This is a genomic window from Micromonospora sp. CNZ297 (assembly GCF_007827625.1).
In genome coordinates this window covers 87,189-103,667 of the sequence record NZ_VISU01000024.1, presented here as the reverse complement: position 1 = coordinate 103,667, position 16,479 = coordinate 87,189, and the positions used below count along the sequence as shown (strand labels likewise).

19 protein-coding genes and 1 pseudogene are annotated in these 16,479 nt (G+C 73.4%); 13 read left to right on the top strand and 7 right to left on the bottom strand.

The genetic code is table 11. The features are described 5' to 3' along the window. Positions 1-161 precede the first annotated feature (161 nt). Positions 162-734, bottom strand: coding sequence for a DUF3000 domain-containing protein (locus tag FB454_RS29740; protein WP_013284819.1), 573 nt, complete (start codon positions 732-734; stop codon positions 162-164). Between the two features lie 173 nt (positions 735-907). Here FB454_RS29740 and hemE point away from each other — a divergent pair, with 173 nt between their 5' ends. Genes hemE through hemQ form a run of 3 tightly spaced genes read left to right on the top strand, consistent with a single transcriptional unit; the run spans position 908 to position 4,116 of the window. Next, positions 908-1,999 (top strand): uroporphyrinogen decarboxylase, encoded by a 1,092-nt coding sequence (gene hemE, locus FB454_RS29735; protein WP_030274526.1) that lies wholly within the window; start codon positions 908-910, stop codon positions 1,997-1,999. A 9-nt stretch (positions 2,000-2,008) separates the two neighbouring features. Next, positions 2,009-3,418, top strand: coding sequence for a protoporphyrinogen oxidase (gene hemG, locus FB454_RS29730; RefSeq protein WP_013284821.1), 1,410 nt, complete (start codon positions 2,009-2,011; stop codon positions 3,416-3,418). Beyond that, positions 3,415-4,116: a hydrogen peroxide-dependent heme synthase gene (gene hemQ / locus FB454_RS29725; protein ID WP_013474527.1), complete on the top strand. Its 702-nt coding sequence runs from the start codon at positions 3,415-3,417 to the stop codon at positions 4,114-4,116. The genes hemG and hemQ overlap by 4 nt, the downstream gene beginning before the upstream one ends. A gap of 95 nt (positions 4,117-4,211) precedes the next feature. Here hemQ and FB454_RS29720 read toward each other — a convergent pair whose 3' ends face one another. From FB454_RS29720 to FB454_RS29705, 4 genes are all read right to left on the bottom strand, one after another. Next, positions 4,212-5,312, bottom strand: a complete 1,101-nt coding sequence (locus FB454_RS29720; protein ID WP_145823927.1) for a lytic polysaccharide monooxygenase — start codon at positions 5,310-5,312, stop codon at positions 4,212-4,214. A gap of 104 nt (positions 5,313-5,416) precedes the next feature. Then, positions 5,417-5,860 (bottom strand): GNAT family N-acetyltransferase, encoded by a 444-nt coding sequence (locus FB454_RS29715; RefSeq protein WP_071096216.1) that lies wholly within the window; start codon positions 5,858-5,860, stop codon positions 5,417-5,419. A 137-nt stretch (positions 5,861-5,997) separates the two neighbouring features. Next, a complete protein-coding gene (locus tag FB454_RS29710; RefSeq protein ID WP_030274521.1) occupies positions 5,998-6,669 on the bottom strand; it encodes a hypothetical protein in 672 nt (223 codons plus the stop codon). Between the two features lie 53 nt (positions 6,670-6,722). Then, complete coding sequence (locus FB454_RS29705) at positions 6,723-6,983, bottom strand: hypothetical protein (RefSeq protein WP_013284826.1); 261 nt, start codon at positions 6,981-6,983, stop codon at positions 6,723-6,725. Between the two features lie 155 nt (positions 6,984-7,138). Here FB454_RS29705 and FB454_RS29700 point away from each other — a divergent pair, with 155 nt between their 5' ends. Next, on the top strand, positions 7,139-7,414 hold the full coding sequence (locus FB454_RS29700) for an isoamylase early set domain-containing protein (protein WP_013284827.1): 276 nt from the start codon (positions 7,139-7,141) through the stop codon (positions 7,412-7,414). A gap of 8 nt (positions 7,415-7,422) precedes the next feature. Here FB454_RS29700 and msrB read toward each other — a convergent pair whose 3' ends face one another. Then, positions 7,423-7,833, bottom strand: coding sequence for a peptide-methionine (R)-S-oxide reductase MsrB (gene msrB, locus FB454_RS29695; RefSeq protein ID WP_013284828.1), 411 nt, complete (start codon positions 7,831-7,833; stop codon positions 7,423-7,425). A 47-nt stretch (positions 7,834-7,880) separates the two neighbouring features. Between msrB and ligD the strand changes: the two genes are divergently transcribed. From ligD to FB454_RS29650, 9 genes are all read left to right on the top strand, one after another. After that, positions 7,881-8,915 (top strand): non-homologous end-joining DNA ligase, encoded by a 1,035-nt coding sequence (gene ligD / locus FB454_RS29690; RefSeq protein ID WP_145823926.1) that lies wholly within the window; start codon positions 7,881-7,883, stop codon positions 8,913-8,915. Positions 8,916-8,967: 52 nt separating this feature from the next. Continuing rightward, positions 8,968-9,897, top strand: a complete 930-nt coding sequence (locus FB454_RS29685) for a tyrosine-type recombinase/integrase (protein ID WP_145823925.1) — start codon at positions 8,968-8,970, stop codon at positions 9,895-9,897. Positions 9,898-10,190: 293 nt separating this feature from the next. Then, positions 10,191-10,466, top strand: a complete 276-nt coding sequence (locus tag FB454_RS29680) for a hypothetical protein (protein ID WP_145823924.1) — start codon at positions 10,191-10,193, stop codon at positions 10,464-10,466. Positions 10,467-10,583: 117 nt separating this feature from the next. Then, positions 10,584-11,657 carry an HNH endonuclease gene (locus FB454_RS29675; RefSeq protein WP_145823923.1) on the top strand — a complete coding sequence of 358 codons (1,074 nt, stop codon included), beginning with the start codon at positions 10,584-10,586 and terminating at the stop codon, positions 11,655-11,657. Next, the gene (locus FB454_RS29670) at positions 11,654-11,878 is read left to right on the top strand and encodes a hypothetical protein (RefSeq protein ID WP_145823922.1); all 225 of its coding nucleotides are present in this window, start codon (positions 11,654-11,656) and stop codon (positions 11,876-11,878) included. The genes FB454_RS29675 and FB454_RS29670 overlap by 4 nt, the downstream gene beginning before the upstream one ends. Positions 11,879-11,880: 2 nt before the next feature. Continuing rightward, a complete protein-coding gene (locus tag FB454_RS29665; protein ID WP_145823921.1) occupies positions 11,881-12,273 on the top strand; it encodes a hypothetical protein in 393 nt (130 codons plus the stop codon). 20 nt (positions 12,274-12,293) lie between these two features. Then, positions 12,294-12,611, top strand: coding sequence for a hypothetical protein (locus FB454_RS29660; protein ID WP_145823920.1), 318 nt, complete (start codon positions 12,294-12,296; stop codon positions 12,609-12,611). Positions 12,612-12,622: 11 nt separating this feature from the next. Next, a complete protein-coding gene (locus tag FB454_RS29655) occupies positions 12,623-13,195 on the top strand; it encodes a hypothetical protein (RefSeq protein WP_145823919.1) in 573 nt (190 codons plus the stop codon). A gap of 365 nt (positions 13,196-13,560) precedes the next feature. Then, positions 13,561-15,696 carry a hypothetical protein gene (locus tag FB454_RS29650; protein ID WP_145823918.1) on the top strand — a complete coding sequence of 712 codons (2,136 nt, stop codon included), beginning with the start codon at positions 13,561-13,563 and terminating at the stop codon, positions 15,694-15,696. Positions 15,697-15,985: 289 nt separating this feature from the next. Here FB454_RS29650 and FB454_RS29645 read toward each other — a convergent pair. Then, a pseudogene (locus FB454_RS29645) lies at positions 15,986-16,456 on the bottom strand (DUF2637 domain-containing protein); the annotation flags it as partial. Positions 16,457-16,479 lie beyond the last annotated feature (23 nt).

Here is a 16,479-nt window from a genome sequence, read left to right as displayed (position 1 = left end):
GCTGCCTCAAGCGCTACATCGTCCGCGAGATCCACACCGCCCTCCTCGCCGACTTCACCACCCTCAACACCGCTTGACTTCTATAGGAGCATCCGGCGTCCACCGAAGGCCGTCCCGGTTCGTCCGGGGCGGCCTTTCGCGTGTCCCCGGGCGGGGTGCGGTCAGGCGGCGCCGGCGGAGCGGCGGGTGGGCAGCGCGGTGACGCCGGGCGGCGGCAGGCCGGCCGTGGAGGCCAGCAGCGTGCACCAGCCGAGCAGGTGCGGGCCCAGGTCGGCGCGCAGCGGCGTCCAGGAGGCGCGGATCTCGATGTCACCGGCGGCGGGCGGCCCGGCCAGCTCGCCGAAGCGGGTGGAGAGCGTCTGGGTGACTGTGCCGCCGATCGCCCGGTGCCCGGCGCCCTGCGCGTCGAGCGCGTCGGTCAGCCAGGTCCAGCCGACACCGGGCAGCAGCGGATCGCTGGCCAGGTCGACCTCCAGCTCGGCGGTGACGTACGTGACCAGCCGCAGCGTGCCCTGCCACGCCTCGTGCCCGGCCGGGTCGTGCAGCAGGATCAGCCGGCCGGTGGCCACCTCGTCGTCGTCGCGCATCACGGCGGCGGAGAGCGCGAACGCGTACGGGGCCAGCCGCTGCGGCGCGCCGACCTCCTCCAGGATGATCTCCGGTCGGGGTGTGGCCGATCGCAGCCCCGCGACCGCGCGGGCGAACGTTTCCGGGAGCGCGATCGGGGGGGCCATGCGGGCAGCCTATGCCGCGCTCACCGCGCGGCGCGCGACGGCGCGCCGGGTGATCGACGGTTAAGAAGGGGCCCTTCCGCTACCGGAGGCGTTAAGCGGGGGCCCTTCCTTCTACGTCACAAATGCGGACGGTGAACGCGGGCGCGCACCGGGGGCGTGGCACGATTGCCGCGATGACCACCGACACCACGGGCACTGCCGCCCGAGACGGAGAACCCCGCCGCGGCGGGCCGGCCGACTCGCCCTTCGTCCGCGCCTGCCGGCGCGAGCCGGGCCCGCACACCCCGGTCTGGTTCATGCGCCAGGCCGGCCGGTCGCTGCCGGAGTACCGGGAGATCCGGGCCAACGTGCCGATGCTGGAGTCCTGCCGCCGGCCCGACCTGGTCACCGAGATCACGCTCCAGCCGGTGCGCCGGCACGGCGTGGACGCGGCGATCCTGTTCAGCGACATCGTGGTGCCGGTCGCCGCGGCCGGCATCGACCTGGACATCGTGCCCGGCACCGGCCCGGTGGTGGCCGAGCCGGTCCGTACCGCCGCCGACGTCGAGCGGATCACCCCGATCGGCCGCGACGATGTGTCGTACGTGGACGAGGCGGTCCGCCGGCTCGTCGTCGAGCTGGGCGACACCCCGCTGATCGGCTTCGCCGGCGCCCCGTTCACGCTCGCCAGCTACCTGGTCGAGGGCGGCCCGTCGCGTACGCACGCCAAGACCAAGGCGCTGATGTACGGCGACCCGGAGCTGTGGCACGCGCTGTGCGCGCGGCTGGCCGAGGTGACGCTGGCGTTCCTCCAGGTGCAGATCGACGCCGGGGTCTCCGCGGTGCAGCTGTTCGACTCGTGGGCCGGCGCGCTCTCCGAGGCGGACTACCGCCGCTTCGTGTTGCCGCACTCGACGTACGTGCTGGGCGGCCTCGCCGACGCCGGTGTGCCGCGGATCCACTTCGGGGTGGGCACCGGCGAGCTGCTCGGCGCGATGGGCGAGGCCGGCGCCGACGTGGTGGGCGTGGACTGGCGGACGCCGCTCGACGTCGCCACCGGCCGGATCGGGCCGGACAAGGCGGTGCAGGGCAACCTCGACCCGACGGTGCTGCTCGCCGGATGGCCGGTGGTGGAGACCGAGGTGCGGCGCATCGTCGAGCAGGGCCGGGCCGCTCCCGGCCACGTGTTCAACCTCGGTCACGGCGTCCTGCCGGAGACCGACCCCGAGGTGCTGACCCGGGTGGTCGCGCTGGTGCACGAGCTGACCGCGCGACCGGAGCGCTAGGAGGAGACAGTGGTGCGACCGTGGCGGGTGGCGATCGTCGGTGGCGGGATCACCGGGCTGGCCGCCGCCGTCCGGTTGCGCGACCGGGCGCCCGAGGGCACCGAGATCACCGTGTACGAGCAGTCCGGCCGCCTCGGCGGCAAGCTGCACACCGGTGAGCTGGCCGGCGGCCCGGTCGAGTTCGGCGCGGAGTCGTTCCTGATGCGCGACCCGGCCGGTGGCGAGTCGGCGGCGGTGACGCTGGCCCGCCGCCTCGGACTGGACGCGTCGATCGTGCACCCGACCGTCGGGCAGGCGGCCCTGCTCGTCGACGGCACGTTGCGCCAGGTCCCGGGCGGGACGCTCGTCGGCGTACCCGGGGATCTGGACAAGGTGGCGGCGGTCGCGCCGCCGGCCGCGGACGCCGACCGCGACGCGGGCCACCCGCTGCTGGCCGAGGGTGAGGACACCTCGGTCGGTGAGCTGGTCCGCAAGCGTCTCGGAGACGCGGTGGTGGAGCGGCTGGTCGACCCGATGCTCGGCGGCGTGTATGCCGGGCGGGCCGACGACCTGTCGCTCGTCACCACGATGCCGGCGCTGGCCCGCGCGGCCCGCGCCGAGCACACGCTGGTCGGTGCGGTACGCGCCGCGCAGGCCGCCGCGCCGCGCGCGCCCGGCGCACCGGTCTTCGGCACGCTCGCCGGTGGGCTGAGCACGCTGGTCGAGGCGGCGGCGGCGGCGAGCGGGGCGACGATCCGCCGGGGCGCCGCGGTACGCGAGTTGCGCCGCACCCCGGACGGCTGGCGGCTCACAGTCGGGCCGACCCGCGACGCCGAGCACGTCGAGGCGGACGCGGTGGTGCTCGCGGTGCCGGCCCGCCCGGCCGCCCGGCTGCTCGCCGCCGCCGCGCCCGAGGCGGCCGGCACGGTGGGCGCGCTCGACTACGCGAGCGTCGCCCTGATCACCCTCGCGCTGCCGGGGCCGGCCCTGCCGGAGCTGTCCGGCTTCCTGGTGCCGGCCGGCGAAGGGCTGACGATCAAGGCGTCCACGTTCTTCACCACCAAGTGGGGGCACCTGCGGCGGCCGGACGGGCTGGCGCTGGTGCGCGCCTCGGTGGGCCGGTACGGCGACGAGACGTCGCTGCAGCTCACCGACGACGACCTGGCCGACACGGTGCACCGGGAGCTGTCGGCGGTGCTCGGCGCGCCGCTGCCGGCGCCGGTGGCCCGGCACGTGCAGCGGTGGGGTGGCGCGCTGCCCCAGTACACGCCCGGGCACACCGCCCGGGTGGCGGCGGTCCGGACGGCGCTGCGCGCCGCCCACCCGACGCTTGCAGTGGCCGGGGCCGGTTACGACGGCGTCGGCATCCCGGTGTGCGTCCGCTCCGGCGAGACGGCGGCCGAAGAGATCATCACGGCACTGGAAGGATCGGCAGCATGACCGAGCAGACCAACGCGGCGCGGCTGCGCGAGCTCAACGAGACCATCCGCTACACGATGTGGTCGGTGTACCGGGCCACCAGCCCGCTGCCGTCGCTGCGGGAGAACGTCGTCGACGAGGTCGAGTCGCTCTTCACCGAGCTGGCCGGCAAGGACGTCACGATCCGGGGCACGTACGACGTGGCCGGGCTGCGCGCCGACGCCGACCTGATGATCTGGTGGCACTCGTCGTCCAGCGACGCGCTGCAGGACGCGTACCTGCGGTTCCGCCGGACCACGCTGGGCCGGGCGCTCACCCCGGTCTGGTCGCAGATGGCGCTGCACCGCCCGGCCGAGTTCAACAAGAGCCACATCCCGGCTTTCCTGAACGACGAGGAGCCCCGCGCCTACCTGTGCGTCTACCCGTTCGTGCGCTCGTACGAGTGGTACCTGCTGCCCGACGCCGAGCGGCGCGAGCTGCTGGCCGAGCACGGCAAGATGGCCCGGGGCTACCCGGACGTGCGGGCCAACACGGTCGCCTCGTTCGCGCTCGGCGACTACGAGTGGATGCTGGCGTTCGAGGCCGACGAGCTGCACCGGATCGTGGACCTGATGCGTGACCTGCGCGCCTCCGGCGCCCGCCGGCACGTACGGGAGGAGATCCCGTTCTACACCGGCCGCCGCCGCTCGGTCGCCGACATCGTCAACTGCCTGGTGTGAAAGGAAGGGCACCTTCTTAACGCCTGCGGTAGAGGAAGGGGCCCTGCTTAACACCGCGACGGTGTCGAGCAGGGCCCCAACCGGGACGGCGGTCGTCAGGAGGTCGTCGTGCAGGACACGATGCTGGGCACCGGGTTCGTCGCACCGGCCGAGCCGGTGAAGCCGAACGAGGTGCTCGCACCCGGCGCGAGCGAGCCGTTGTAGGCCACGTTGCGTGCCGTGACGAGCGTTCCGCTCGTTGTCACAGTGGCGTTCCACGCCGAGTTGACCTGCTGGCCGTTCTGGTAGTTCCAGCTCACCGACCAGCCGCGGATCGGCGAACCGCTGCCGTTCGTCACCTTCACGTCGGCCTGGAAACCGCCACCCCACGAACCGGTGATCGCGTACGTCGCGGTGCAGCCACCGGCCGGGCTCGGCGTGGTCGGCGGCGGGCTGGTGGGCGGCGTGCTCGTCGGCGGGGTGCTGGTGGGCGGCGTGCTGGTCGGCGGGGTGGTCGGGCCGGACCCGCCGAAGTCCACGTCGCTGCACAGGTAGTAGGACTGATCCAGGTGGCTGGCCTGCCAGATCGTGTAGACGACGTGCCGGCCGGTGCGGCCCGGGGCGTTCGCCGGGATCTGGATGGACACGCCGTCCACCTCACGTGTCCACTGGCTGGCCGGCGTGTTGCCGATCTGGCCGACCAGTTCCAGGTCGCTCCAGCGCAACGGCGAGGTGAGCGCGTTGTAGCCCTGCTTGGTCACGTACACCCGGATGTAGTCGGCACCGTGGCTGGCCTGGTCGAAGAACTTGACCCGGAAGTTGTTGGTCACCGGCACGGTCTTCCAGGCGCCGACCGTGTCGAGCGCGTTGTACCGGCCGCTCTGGGTGCGGCCGCCGCTGCAGAGCTGCCCGTCCGGGATGGCGCCCTGGTGGTTGCCGGCCACGCCCTCGCGGAACAGGCCGTTCCAGTTCCACATGGCGTTCGGGTCGGCCTGCCACGCCTGCCAGCACATCGGATCCTGGGTGGCCATGGCCGGGTTCTGAAAGTCACCGCCCCAACGCTGCCAGCAGCTGTAGCTGCGCGACGCCGGGTCGACCACCGACCCGTGCGCCGAGGCCGGGCCGGAGAACGCGGTGGTGAGCAGCGCCGCGACGACCGCGCAGACGCCGAGGATCGCCGCCGCGAGCGGTAGCGGGCGGCGGTACGGAGTGGACATGGAAAGCCTCCGGGAAGGGTGTCGGTGCACGACGCCCGGACTCGGGAGTTGCCCTCTCCCGCGTGGCGGCTCCGCCCGCACGCTGCCACAGAAAGCGACAAACGTCAATGAGTCGGGTCGCGGCGCATCGGAGTGTGCGGGATGCCGTCCTCGACGTAGCCGGGGCCGCTGACCTCGAAGCCGAGCCCTTCGTAGAAGCCGACCAGATGCGTCTGCGCGTCGAGCACGCACGGCCGGTCACCCACCACGGCGAGCGCCTCGGTCATCAGCGCGCCGGCCAGGCCCGCACCGCGGGCCACCGGCGCCACCACCACCCGCCCGATCCGTGCCACGCCGCCGGGGTCGGCCAGGATCCGCAGGTACGCGACCACGGCGCCGTCGCGGCTCAGCCACAGGTGGCGGGTGCCGGGTTCGACGTCCCGGCCGTCCAGTTCCGGGTACGGGCAGGACTGCTCGACCACGAACACGTCGATGCGCAGCCGGAGCAGGTCGTGGAAGGTGCTGGTGTCCAGGTCGGCGAAGCTTGCCAGGTGGGACTCGACGGGCATCGGCCCAGGGTAGGCGGCGCGTCTCCGCCCGGTCGTGCTCCCCCTGGCGCGGCACGTCGGCTCGGCGCGCCGGGCCGGCGCGGTCCCGGTGTGCCGGCTCAACGCGCGGCGGTTCGGCGTGGCCGGGCCGGCGCTGCTCAGCCCTTCGACGTGCGCAGCCCGGTGGCGGTGGCGGTGACGGCGCGCTCGAACCAGGTGCCGGTGTCGGCCGCCGAGCGGGTCCAGACCGCGACGCACTGGGTCACCCGGCCGTGGCGCAGGCAGCCGTAGCGGTGCGGGAAACGCGTGCCGTCGGACACGGTCATGGTCGCCGACACCACCCGGCCCGGCACGCCCAGCCCGGCGGGCAGGTCCCCCGCGGTGTGCCCGGTGGTCACCTGGCCCTCCTCCTCGTCGCGCTCGCACGCCTCCAGCAGGCCGAAGACCTGCCGTACCGCGTCCGCGGCGGCCGCCTCGTCCGGGTAGACCACCGTCTCCTGGGCGATCTCGACGAACTCGCCGGCCGGGGTGCCCTCCGGCGTGACGAAGACCCGGGTGGACGCGACGAGCCGCCGGTCGAGCAGGGGCAGCGGGCGACCGCAGACGACACCGTCGGAGTCGAGCCGCTCACTGGCGTGCTCGGGCTTCTCGGCCAGGCCGGCCAGGTCGCCGGTCGCGGCGTAACGGTCGCGCAGCGCCGCGGCGGCCCCGCCGTCGGTGGGCGAGGGCGCGGCCAGGGCCGGCGCGGGGGCGGTGGCGGGCTCGGTGGTGGAACCGCAGCCGGCGAGGACGGCGACCAGGGCCACCGCGATGATCAACCGTCGGGACACCGGAGGGATGCTAGACGGAGATCGACGCCGGTGCCGCCCCGGGAGCGCCCGCGTCAGGCGGGGCGGGCGCCGACCGCGTCGCGTACCTCGGCGCCCTGCTCGCCCTCGACGGCGCGGGCGCAGTGGGCGCAGCAGAAGAAGCGGCCGGAGACCTCGACGCCGTGACCGACGATCTTGATCTGGCAGTGCTCGCAGATCGGCGCCATCTTGTGCACCGCGCACTCGAAACAGTCGAACGTGTGCCGCGACCCGTCGACGGTGCGCACCTCGAACGCCATCCAGTAGTCGTTGCCGCAAACCTCGCAGGCAGCCATGCGAAACCCCCCGAAAACGGACCTGTCATCCGAGAGTCGCGCAGACGACACCATCGGGCAACCGGAACCGGCGAACCTGATCCGGCCCCACGGCGAGTCGCTCCCGGCGTGTCGCGCGTTGACTGCTGTGACCGCCGAAAATCCCCGGAGGATTCGTGATCAAGCGCAACAAGCTCTTCGGCAACCAGACCCGGGTGACGTTCTCGCTGCCCCGGGACACCCCGGCCGGCACGGTGAGCGTGGTCGGCTGCTTCAACGGCTGGGAGCCCGGCCGGCACGAGCTGGTGCCGCGCCGTGACGGCACGCGTACCGTGACGGTCCGGCTGAAGCCGGGGGAGTACCGCTTCCGCTACCTCGCCACCGGCGGGGTGTGGCTGGACGACGAGGCCGCCGACCAGGTGGACGAGGCCGGCGGCCTGCTGCGGCTGTGACGCCGCCGTCAGCCGGCGCTGGGCTCCAGCCGCACCGAGATCGAGTTGACGCAGTGCCGGGTGTCCTTCGGGGTGAAGCCCTCACCCTCGAAGACGTGCCCGAGGTGGCTGTCGCAGCGCGCGCAGCGGATCTCCACGCGCCGCATGCCGAGCGTGTTGTCCGGGATCTCCTTGACCGCGCCCGGGATGGCGTCGTCGAAGCTCGGCCAGCCGCAGTGCGAGTCGAACTTGTCCTGGCTGCGGAACAGTTCGAGCCCGCAGGCCCGGCAGTGGTAGACGCCGGGGGTCTTGGTGTCGACGTACTCACCGGTCCAGGGCGCCTCGGTGCCGGCCTCGCGGAGCACCCGGAACTCCTCGGGGCTCAGCCGGACGCGCCATTCGTCCTCGGTACGGGGCAGTTCGTTGTCGGAAAGACTCACCGTTCCACGGTACGTCGGGTGTCGGTGGCATCGCATATGGTCGCGTGATGGCGGGCAAGGGTGCGGTCGAGGAGATCGAGGTGGCCGGGCACACGGTGCGGCTGAGCAGCCCCGATCGGGTGATCTTCCCGCAGCGGGGCTTCACGAAGGCCGACGTCTTCCGCTACTACCTGGCCGTCGGCGACGGGATCATGCGCGCCCTGCGCGACCGGCCGACCACGCTCCAGCGCTTCCCCGACGGCATCGAGGGGGAGATGTTCTTCCAGAAGCGGGTGCCGCAGCGGGGCGTGCCCCCGTGGGTCAGCACCGCGCGGATCGCCTTCCCCAGCGGCCGCCCGGCCGACGAGCTGTGCCCGGCCGACCTGGCGCACGTGGCCTGGGCGGCGCAGATGGGCACGGTGGTGTTCCACCCGTGGCCGGTGCGCGCCACCGACACCGACCGCCCCGACGAGCTGCGCGTCGACCTCGACCCGCAGCCCGGCACCGACTTCGCCGACGCGGTGACCGCCGCCGCTGAGCTGCGCGGTCTGCTCGACGAGCTGGGCGTGCCCGGCTGGCCGAAGACCTCCGGCGGCCGGGGCGTGCACGTCTACCTGCGCATCCAGCCGCGCTGGACGTTCGTGGAGGTACGCCGCGCCACCATCGCGCTGGCCCGGGAGCTGGAACGCCGTCGCCCCGAGCTGGTCACCACCGCCTGGTGGAAGGAGGAGCGCGGCGAGCGCGTCTTCGTCGACTTCAACCAGATGGCGCGGGACCGCACCATCGCCTGCGCGTACTCGCTGCGCGCCAACGCCCGCGCCACCGTCTCCACCCCCGTCGACTGGGACGAGCTGCCCGAGGTCGACCCGGACGACTTCCACCTGGGCACGGTGCCGGCCCGATTCGCCGAGCGCGGCGACCCGCACGCCGGCATCGACGACGCCCCGTGGGACATCACGCCGCTGCTGGAGTGGGCCGAGCGGGACGCCGCCGACGGGCTGGGCGACATGCCCTACCCGCCGGAATACCCGAAGATGCCGGGCGAACCGCCGAGGGTTCAACCGAGCCGCGCGAAGCGTCCCACCAGCGCTGATGTGGACTGACCGCCGAACTTGAGGGGTAGCATAGCGCTTACCCGCCCGATAACCTACCCCCGTGGCTTCCCCCCGAATCGAGGATCTGGCGGCGTCGTTCCGCCGACATCTGCGCGCCGCCGGCAAGGCGGAGGGCACGCTCCGCCTCTACGGCCAGTCGATCCGGTTCTTCTGCGACTGGCTGACCGAACGCGGCCGACCGACCACGCTGGACGAACTGACCCGGCACGCAATCGCAGCCTGGCTCGCCGACCTTGCCGAGCGGGTGGACATCGAGACTGTCCGCACCCGGCTGCGCGGCATGCGCCGGTTCTGCCGGTGGCTGGAGGCCGAGGGCGAGGTGGACACCGCGCCAACCGCCGGCGTCGAGATGCCCAAGGCGACCGAGAAGCCCGTCCGGGTGCTCACCGACGACGAGCTGGCCGCGTTGCTGAAGGTCTGCCAGGTACCCCGCGGCCGCGCCGGGCAGTTCGATCGGCGTATCTTCGACGGCCGCCGCGACGAGGTGATGCTCCGGCTGCTCGCCGACTGCGGCGTACGGGTCTCCGAGCTGGCCGCGCTGACCCTTTCAGACCTCGACCAGGACCGCGAGATCGCCTATGTGATGGGCAAGGGCTCCCGGCCGCGCGCCGTGCCCTACGGCGCCCGTACCGGTCAGGCGATCGACCGCTACGTCCGCGTCCGCGGCGCGCACCGCCGGGCCGCCGCCACCGATCGGCTGCTGCTCGGCGAGCGGGGCCCGATGTCCCCGGACGGGATCCGCTGGCGGTTGGAGGTGCTCGGGCAGGCCGCGGGCGTTGATGGGCTGCACCCCCACGCGCTACGCCACACCGCCGCCCACCGCTGGCTCGCCGCCGGCGGCCAGGAGCGCGACCTCATGCACATCATGGGCTGGCGCTCCGACTCCATGCTCCAGGTCTACGCCCGCTCCACCGCCGTCGAGCGTGCCCACGCTGCTCACCGTCGCCTCGGCCTCGGCGAACGGCTGTAGAGGCCACCCGCAGCGCGACACGCCCTGCCGGCGGCTCAGTTGTCTGAGCAGAACGCCATGCTATTTTCTCGATCATCAACTGAACACCGAGCAGCTAGCCCGAGGTGAACGCCGGCGCGATGCCGAGCGACCCGAGGGCACGGAACCAACCGATGCGGGTACGGGGTGCGATGCCCCGGAGAGCAGCCGGAAGGTGATCAGGCGCGACGCCGATCCGAGCGGAGACAACAAGGCCTATCAGGGGGCCTGTCTCTTCTTGGCTCGGCGTTCCTGCATCTCAGGAGCAACGCGCTATGGCCCTGACGCCTGAGCAACGCAGCATCCGTGCCCGCATCGCCGCTCACGCCCGCTGGTCCAAGGAAGACCCTGCCCCCACCATCGCCCGTGCTCAGGCCGGGCTGATGGACAAGTTTCGCCGCCAGGTGGACCCGAACAACGAGCTGCCTGCGGCCGAGCGGGAGCGTCGCGCTGAGTCCGCTCGCCGCGCCCACATGCAGCGCCTGGCGCTCGCGTCGTCCAAGGCCCGCGCTGGCCGCAAGTCCGCCGGTGGTGGCCGTGCGGCCGCATGAAAAAAGCCGCCCCGCGGGAAACGGGGCGACCTCAACGACGGCCGGCGAAGCTGTCGCAACCAGCGTAACTGCTCGCCCGTCTGATGGCGGCCGTCCGCGTGGGCGCGGCGGTGACGGGTGACGTACTGGCTCGCGTCGGATGACGTCGACCGGGATCCGGTGTGGGAGGTCCTGGCCACCGACAAGGCCGGCCGGGTGGCGTGGGATCGCGTCGACCAGCTCCAGGCGGCGTGGCTGCGCCTGATGGCCGCCGCCGCGCATCTGCGGCGGGACGGCTACCTCACGGCCGGCCGCGCCCTTGAGCAGTGCCGCGGGCGCCGTCCAGTGCTCGATGCGCTGTGCACCTCCGTGCTGGACCGGCCACCTCTGCTGCACCAGCGCGGCGACGACTGCCCGTGCCTCGGTGACTCGTGGATCGACGGCTACGCCTACCGGCTGCACGCCTTCCTCAAACGCAACCCGTCCCGAACGGAAACAGACCGGAACCGGGCCCAGAAGGCCGACCTGCGCGACGCCAGGCTGAAGGCCTTGGTCCTGGAGCGCGACGGCGCTTGCTGCCGCTACTGCCGCTCTGGGCCGCTGCTGGCCAAGGCAGGCCGCGCACGCGAGCGGCGCAAGGTGCTCCAGTTCGATCACGTCGATCCCGACCAGTCGGCCACTCCGGACGGCGGCAACCTCGTCACGGTCTGCGGCCGCTGCAACGAGTACAAGGGGCACCGCACCCCGGACGAGGCGGACATGCAGCTGCTGGACCCGCCAACCGTCGATGAGGTAGCGGCCTGGACGGCCCGCGGCCTGGCCCTGTTTGACCTGCCCGGCAGCGTGCCCGGCGCGGCCGTGGGCACGACCACCGATCACGCACAAACCACCGACGAACCACCGACGAACCACCGACAGACCACTGATCGGATCAGTGATCCCGTCAGTGGTCCGATCAGTGATCCCGACGCTGATCCGATCGACAACACCACGGGATCACTGCGCCCTGATCAGGCCGTACAGGGATCAGAAACAGCGACGCCGTGGTCTGGGAAGGGTCTCGACTCGGGTCGGGTCGGGCACCCCGCCCATGGTGGTGATCCGGTGCCGCCTCGCCCACCTCAACCCACCCGCCCACCTGGCGCACCCGACATCTACCACCGGCGCTCCCGCAGCCCCGGCGGACCCGTCCACCCGGGACCCCTGTCGTGAGCGCCCGCCGCCAGCCCGCCCGGTCCTCGGTCCGTCCCCACCCGTTCACCCCGGACCCCCGGGTGCCAGCCGACTGGCGCGGCCGCCAGGTCTGCCAGCGCTGCCGGCTGCTCGGCCAGTCCGGCGACGCCCGGCACCCCGTCCCCACCTACCCAGACACCCCGCCGGAGGTGGCCGCGATCGAGCGCCGCCGCCTCGGCGAACACGACGAACAGGAGTGATCATGCGCAAGCTCCGCCGCGTCCGCCCGGGCGCCGTGACCATCGCCCCGATGGACCCGCAGTGGCCGGTCGGCCTCTGCTCGACGTGCGGCACCGCGATGCTCGGCTACGGCCGCCTCGGCGTCCTGGTCGACGGCGGCGCCCCGTGCTCGGACTGCCGGCCCCGGCTGCTCGGTGCCGAGGTCGACCAGTTCGCCTCGGACTACCTGGAGCAGCTCGCCGCCCGGATCGCCAGCCTGCCCCGCGGGGCACAGCGACAGACCGCCGCACGGCTGCTGCTGGCCGCCGCGCAGCTGCTCGCCGTGGAGTACGGCGGCCCGGTTCTGGCGGCCGCGCTGCGGCCGGCCGCCGGCGACGTCGACCACGAGCACCCCGCCGCCACCGCGGCGGCGTGACCGCACGAAAGGACACCACCATGCCCGATCCCGCTGACCGGCTCCGGATCATCCGCGAGCAGGTGGCCACCGAGGTGGCCAAGCGCCGCCCCGCCGACCACAACGGCCGACCGGTCGACCTGCCCGCCGAGCCGGCCGCCGGCGGCACCGAGCCCGCCCCGGCTGAACCGGCCAGCCCGCGCAACCCCGCGCCCGATCCGTCCCAGGGCAGCCGGGGTAGCGCACCGAGCGCCGGAGACCCACGACCCGTCCCGCCCGGCCTGGCGAAGGTGGCGTTGATCGCCCAAACCAGAGCCGCGCATACCCCGCCCCGTAACCCGATGCCGCCCGCGGCGTGAAAGGACCCACGATGATCACCGAGCCCACCACCGTCGAGGACCTGGCCGCCGCGCTGCGGCGATCCCAGGACGAGGCGGCCGCGCAGCGTGCTGGCGCGCAGCGCGCTGCCGCTGCTGTCGACGCGGCCGAGCGTGAGGCGGCCGAGGCGGCCGAGGCCGCCCGTCTGGCCGACCAGGCCACCAAGTCCCCGGCGCCGCACATCTTCGAGCTGCTGACCCGCCTCACCACCGAAGTGGCCGATGCCCGGGTGGCCGCGATCGAGGCGGTGCGCACCGGGTCGGAGCCGGCGCTGGAGGCGTGGCTGCGCTACCGCCGTCTGCGCGCGGCGAACCGCGGCCGCTGGGACGCGGTCGCCAGCCTCTACCAGGGGTCGACCGGACGGCCGACCCCGCCCGGTTCGTGGGGCCCGCCCGCCACCTACGACCCCAGCGGACGGGACGACACGATGGCGCCGGAGGACTTCCCCACCTTCCTGCAGAACGCCATCGTCCAGGCCGAGACGGCGATCCGGCAGGCGTGGATGCTCGACACCCGCGAACAGCTGGAACGGCCGCCGGCGGCGGCCGAGGCTCAGGCCGCCTGACCGATGTCGCACCCGGGCGTTAACCTCACCGCGGCTGGCAGGCGTACGCGCCAGGCCCGCGGATGGATGGTGGCGAGCGCGTCACTCCCTTTCGCGCGGCGACCCACCAGCGCCCACGGCCGGGTGGAGGCGGCAGCCGAGCGCGCCGCCTCCACCCGCCGGCCGTCACTTTCGGTGACGGAATGCGGGTGCCGGTCGGAGGGGTGGGGGGTGACCCCCAACGCCCCAGGTCGCCGGTACCGCCGGGGAGGTAGAGATTCCCGTGTACGGGTCTGGGAGTTCCGACCTCACCTCAGCCCATCACTCTACGTAACGCATCTGCCCGGCTCCGCTGGAGTCGGGCCAGCACCATTTGGAGGCACGGCATGACCCGCACAGTCAAGGTCGGCCTGGACGTCGACGAGCGGCCGTTCACCCGCGGCTTCGCCCGCGCGACCGAGGCGGCCGAAGACCTGGAAGATGCCCTGGACGATGTCACCGGCTCCGCGACGGACACCACCGCGGCGATCGGCAGAGCGAGGGAGGCCACCGAGGATCTCGGCGGCTCGGCCAAGGACAGCGGCGAGGACCTCAACCGGCTGCGCGCTGATGCTGCCCGCCTGGACCGGCAGATCGACGAGACCGCCGACAGTATCCGGACGCTGGCCCGGGAGATCGCCGCCACTGCGGACGAGGCCGAGCGTGCCCGGCTGGCGGAGAAGCTGGACCTGGAGCGGGTCAAGCAGCGCAAGCAGGTGGACCTGCGCAAGCTGATCGACTTCAACGACAACGAGGGCATCGAGCAGGGTGTCCGGTACGGCGCCCGGTTCGCCGAGGGCCTTGCCTCCGGGCTGGCCCGCGCCGGCGGGCCGGTCTCGTCGGCCCTGGAGTCGGTGTTCGGCGGGCTGCCGCCCCAGGCACAGGCCGCGATCGGCGCCGGGGTGGTGGCCGCCGTGGCGTCGGTGGCGCCGCTGGTCGGCGGCGCTGTCGGCGGGGCGATCGTCGGCGGCCTCGGCGCCGGCGGCATCGCCGGCGGCATCGCGGTGGCCGCTCGTCACCCGCTGGTCAAGGCAGCGGCCACCGAGACCGGCGAGCTGTTCGCCGACACCATGGAGCGCGCCGGGGTGTCCTTCGTGCCGGCCACGCTCAGCGCCCTGAGTCAGGTGCGCGACGGAATCGGCGACATGGAGGACGACCTCGAACGGGCGTTCTCGGCGACGTCGCGCTACCTGTCGCCGCTGACGGAGGATTTCCTGTCCGGGGCGGAGCGGGCCGTGGAGGGCTTCGCCAACGCTGCCGAGCAGGCCGGGCCCGCTGTCGACGCTCTCGGGGAGATCGGCCGCCGTGCCGGCGACCTGCTCGGGGACACCTTCGAGGGGCTGGCCGAGCACTCCACCGAGGGCGGCCACGCCCTGCTGATGCTGTGGACGATCTTCGAATACGGCATCCGGTCGATTGCCGGGACGATCGAGATGCTCACCGTCGCGTACGGCTGGATGGAGAAGCTGGGGGCGATGCTGTCCGGCGACGTGGCCCAGCTCGCGCGGCTGGTCGCCGAGCAGGAGGCCGCGAGGGGCTCCAGCGGCGGCCTGTCCGAGGAACTGCAAGATCTGGTCGACTCCTTCGGCAGCGCCAGTGACGCGGCGTCGACCGCCACGGTCGAGGTCGAGACCTTCGACGAGGCGCTGCGGCGGATGACAGCCGAGAACATCAACGCCGAGCAGGCCAACCTGCGGCTAGAGGAAGCCATCGACCGGGCCGCCGAGGCGGCCAAGGACGGCGCGGACAAGGGCATCGATCCGAACACCAAGGCCGGCCAGCGTAACCGCACCGCGCTGCTCGGCATCGCCGAGGCCGCCCAGGCCAGCTCAGAGGCGATCCTGCGCCAGACAGGCTCGCACCAGATGGCCGCCGAGGCCAGCGAGCGCGGCCGGAAGAAGTTCCTGCAGACAGCCACCGCGATGGGCGTCGAGAGGGGCGAGGCGCTGCGGCTGGCCAACCAGCTGTTCGCGATCCCGGCCAAGGTGGAGACCAAGGTTCGCGCGCTGACCGACGAGGCCACCGGACAGATCATCGGCTTCGAGAAGCGCATCCGGCAGCTCGACGGCCGGGTCATCACCGTCCGGACCCGGATCACCTCCGCCGGGGAGTACATCCCCGGCGTCGGTACTCAGCTGCGCCGGTGGGGCGGCATCGTCGAGCACGCCCAGTGGGGCCGCCTGCGGGAGGCACAGATCGCCGCCCCGGTCGCCCCGGCCCGCTACGCCTGGGCCGAGCCGGCCACCGGCGGGGAGGCCTTCATCCCACGCTTCGGCGACCCGGGCCGCTCGGTGGACATCCTCCAGCGCGCCGCCCGCTGGTACGGCCAGCAGGTCGTCCCCGCGACCACGTCGACGGCCAGCGGCCAGCCGATCAACAACCACTACTACTGGCAGCCGAGGACAGCGACGGCCACGATGGCGGACTTCCAGGCCTTCCAGGCGCGTCAGGACACGCTCACGCGGCTGGGCCGGCCGCGGTGAGCCGCGTCTCGTGACCGAGGGCCCGCACCCCCACCCGGGGCGCGGGCCCTCGGTGACCGTCAGGCCCTCGCCGCGCCGACCAACCGCCGCGCGTGCCGCTCGGACACCCCGGCCGCCGCGGCTACCTCCGCCGCGGACATGTCCGGCCGCTCGGAGAGCACCCGAGCAACCGCCCTTGCGGCCTCGCCGCGCCGCCGGGCTCGCGGCCGCACCGCAGGCACATGCTCCCCGGCGAGCGCCTCAGCAGCCGGCTCAGGCCCCCCGAGGCGCGTCCTGGCACGGCAGCCAGGTCAGTCACCCCAGGAGCGTCAGCGGGCCGCTCAGGCGCGCTAACGGCGACCTGCTGACCCACGGTCCCATCGCCCCCGCCTGACGGCGCCTGGACGCTCTCAGCGGTCCGGATCCGGCCGGCCAGCTCGACCAGGCACACGCTGGCCACCACGACCAGGCCGTCCACACTGACCGGGATCAGGTACGGCGCCGCGCCCGTCTCCCCGTACCGGGCCACCACCGCGACCATGTGCCAATACGACACCCACGCCGCGATCCCGGCCAGCACCGCGGCGGCCGCCAGCCGTACGGCCGCCAGGCCGCGCCGGTGCACGGGCACCCGGGAGATGAGCTCGATGGTCACCAACAGCGCCAGCGGCGGCCACCCCGCGATCGTCTGGCTGACCGGGTTCGGCTGCGCGTGCAGCACGTTCGCGGCCACCGACGCGGCCACACCCAGCGCGAGGGTGCCGCGCACCGCCCACCGCATCCGGCCCAGCTGCTCCCGCCCGC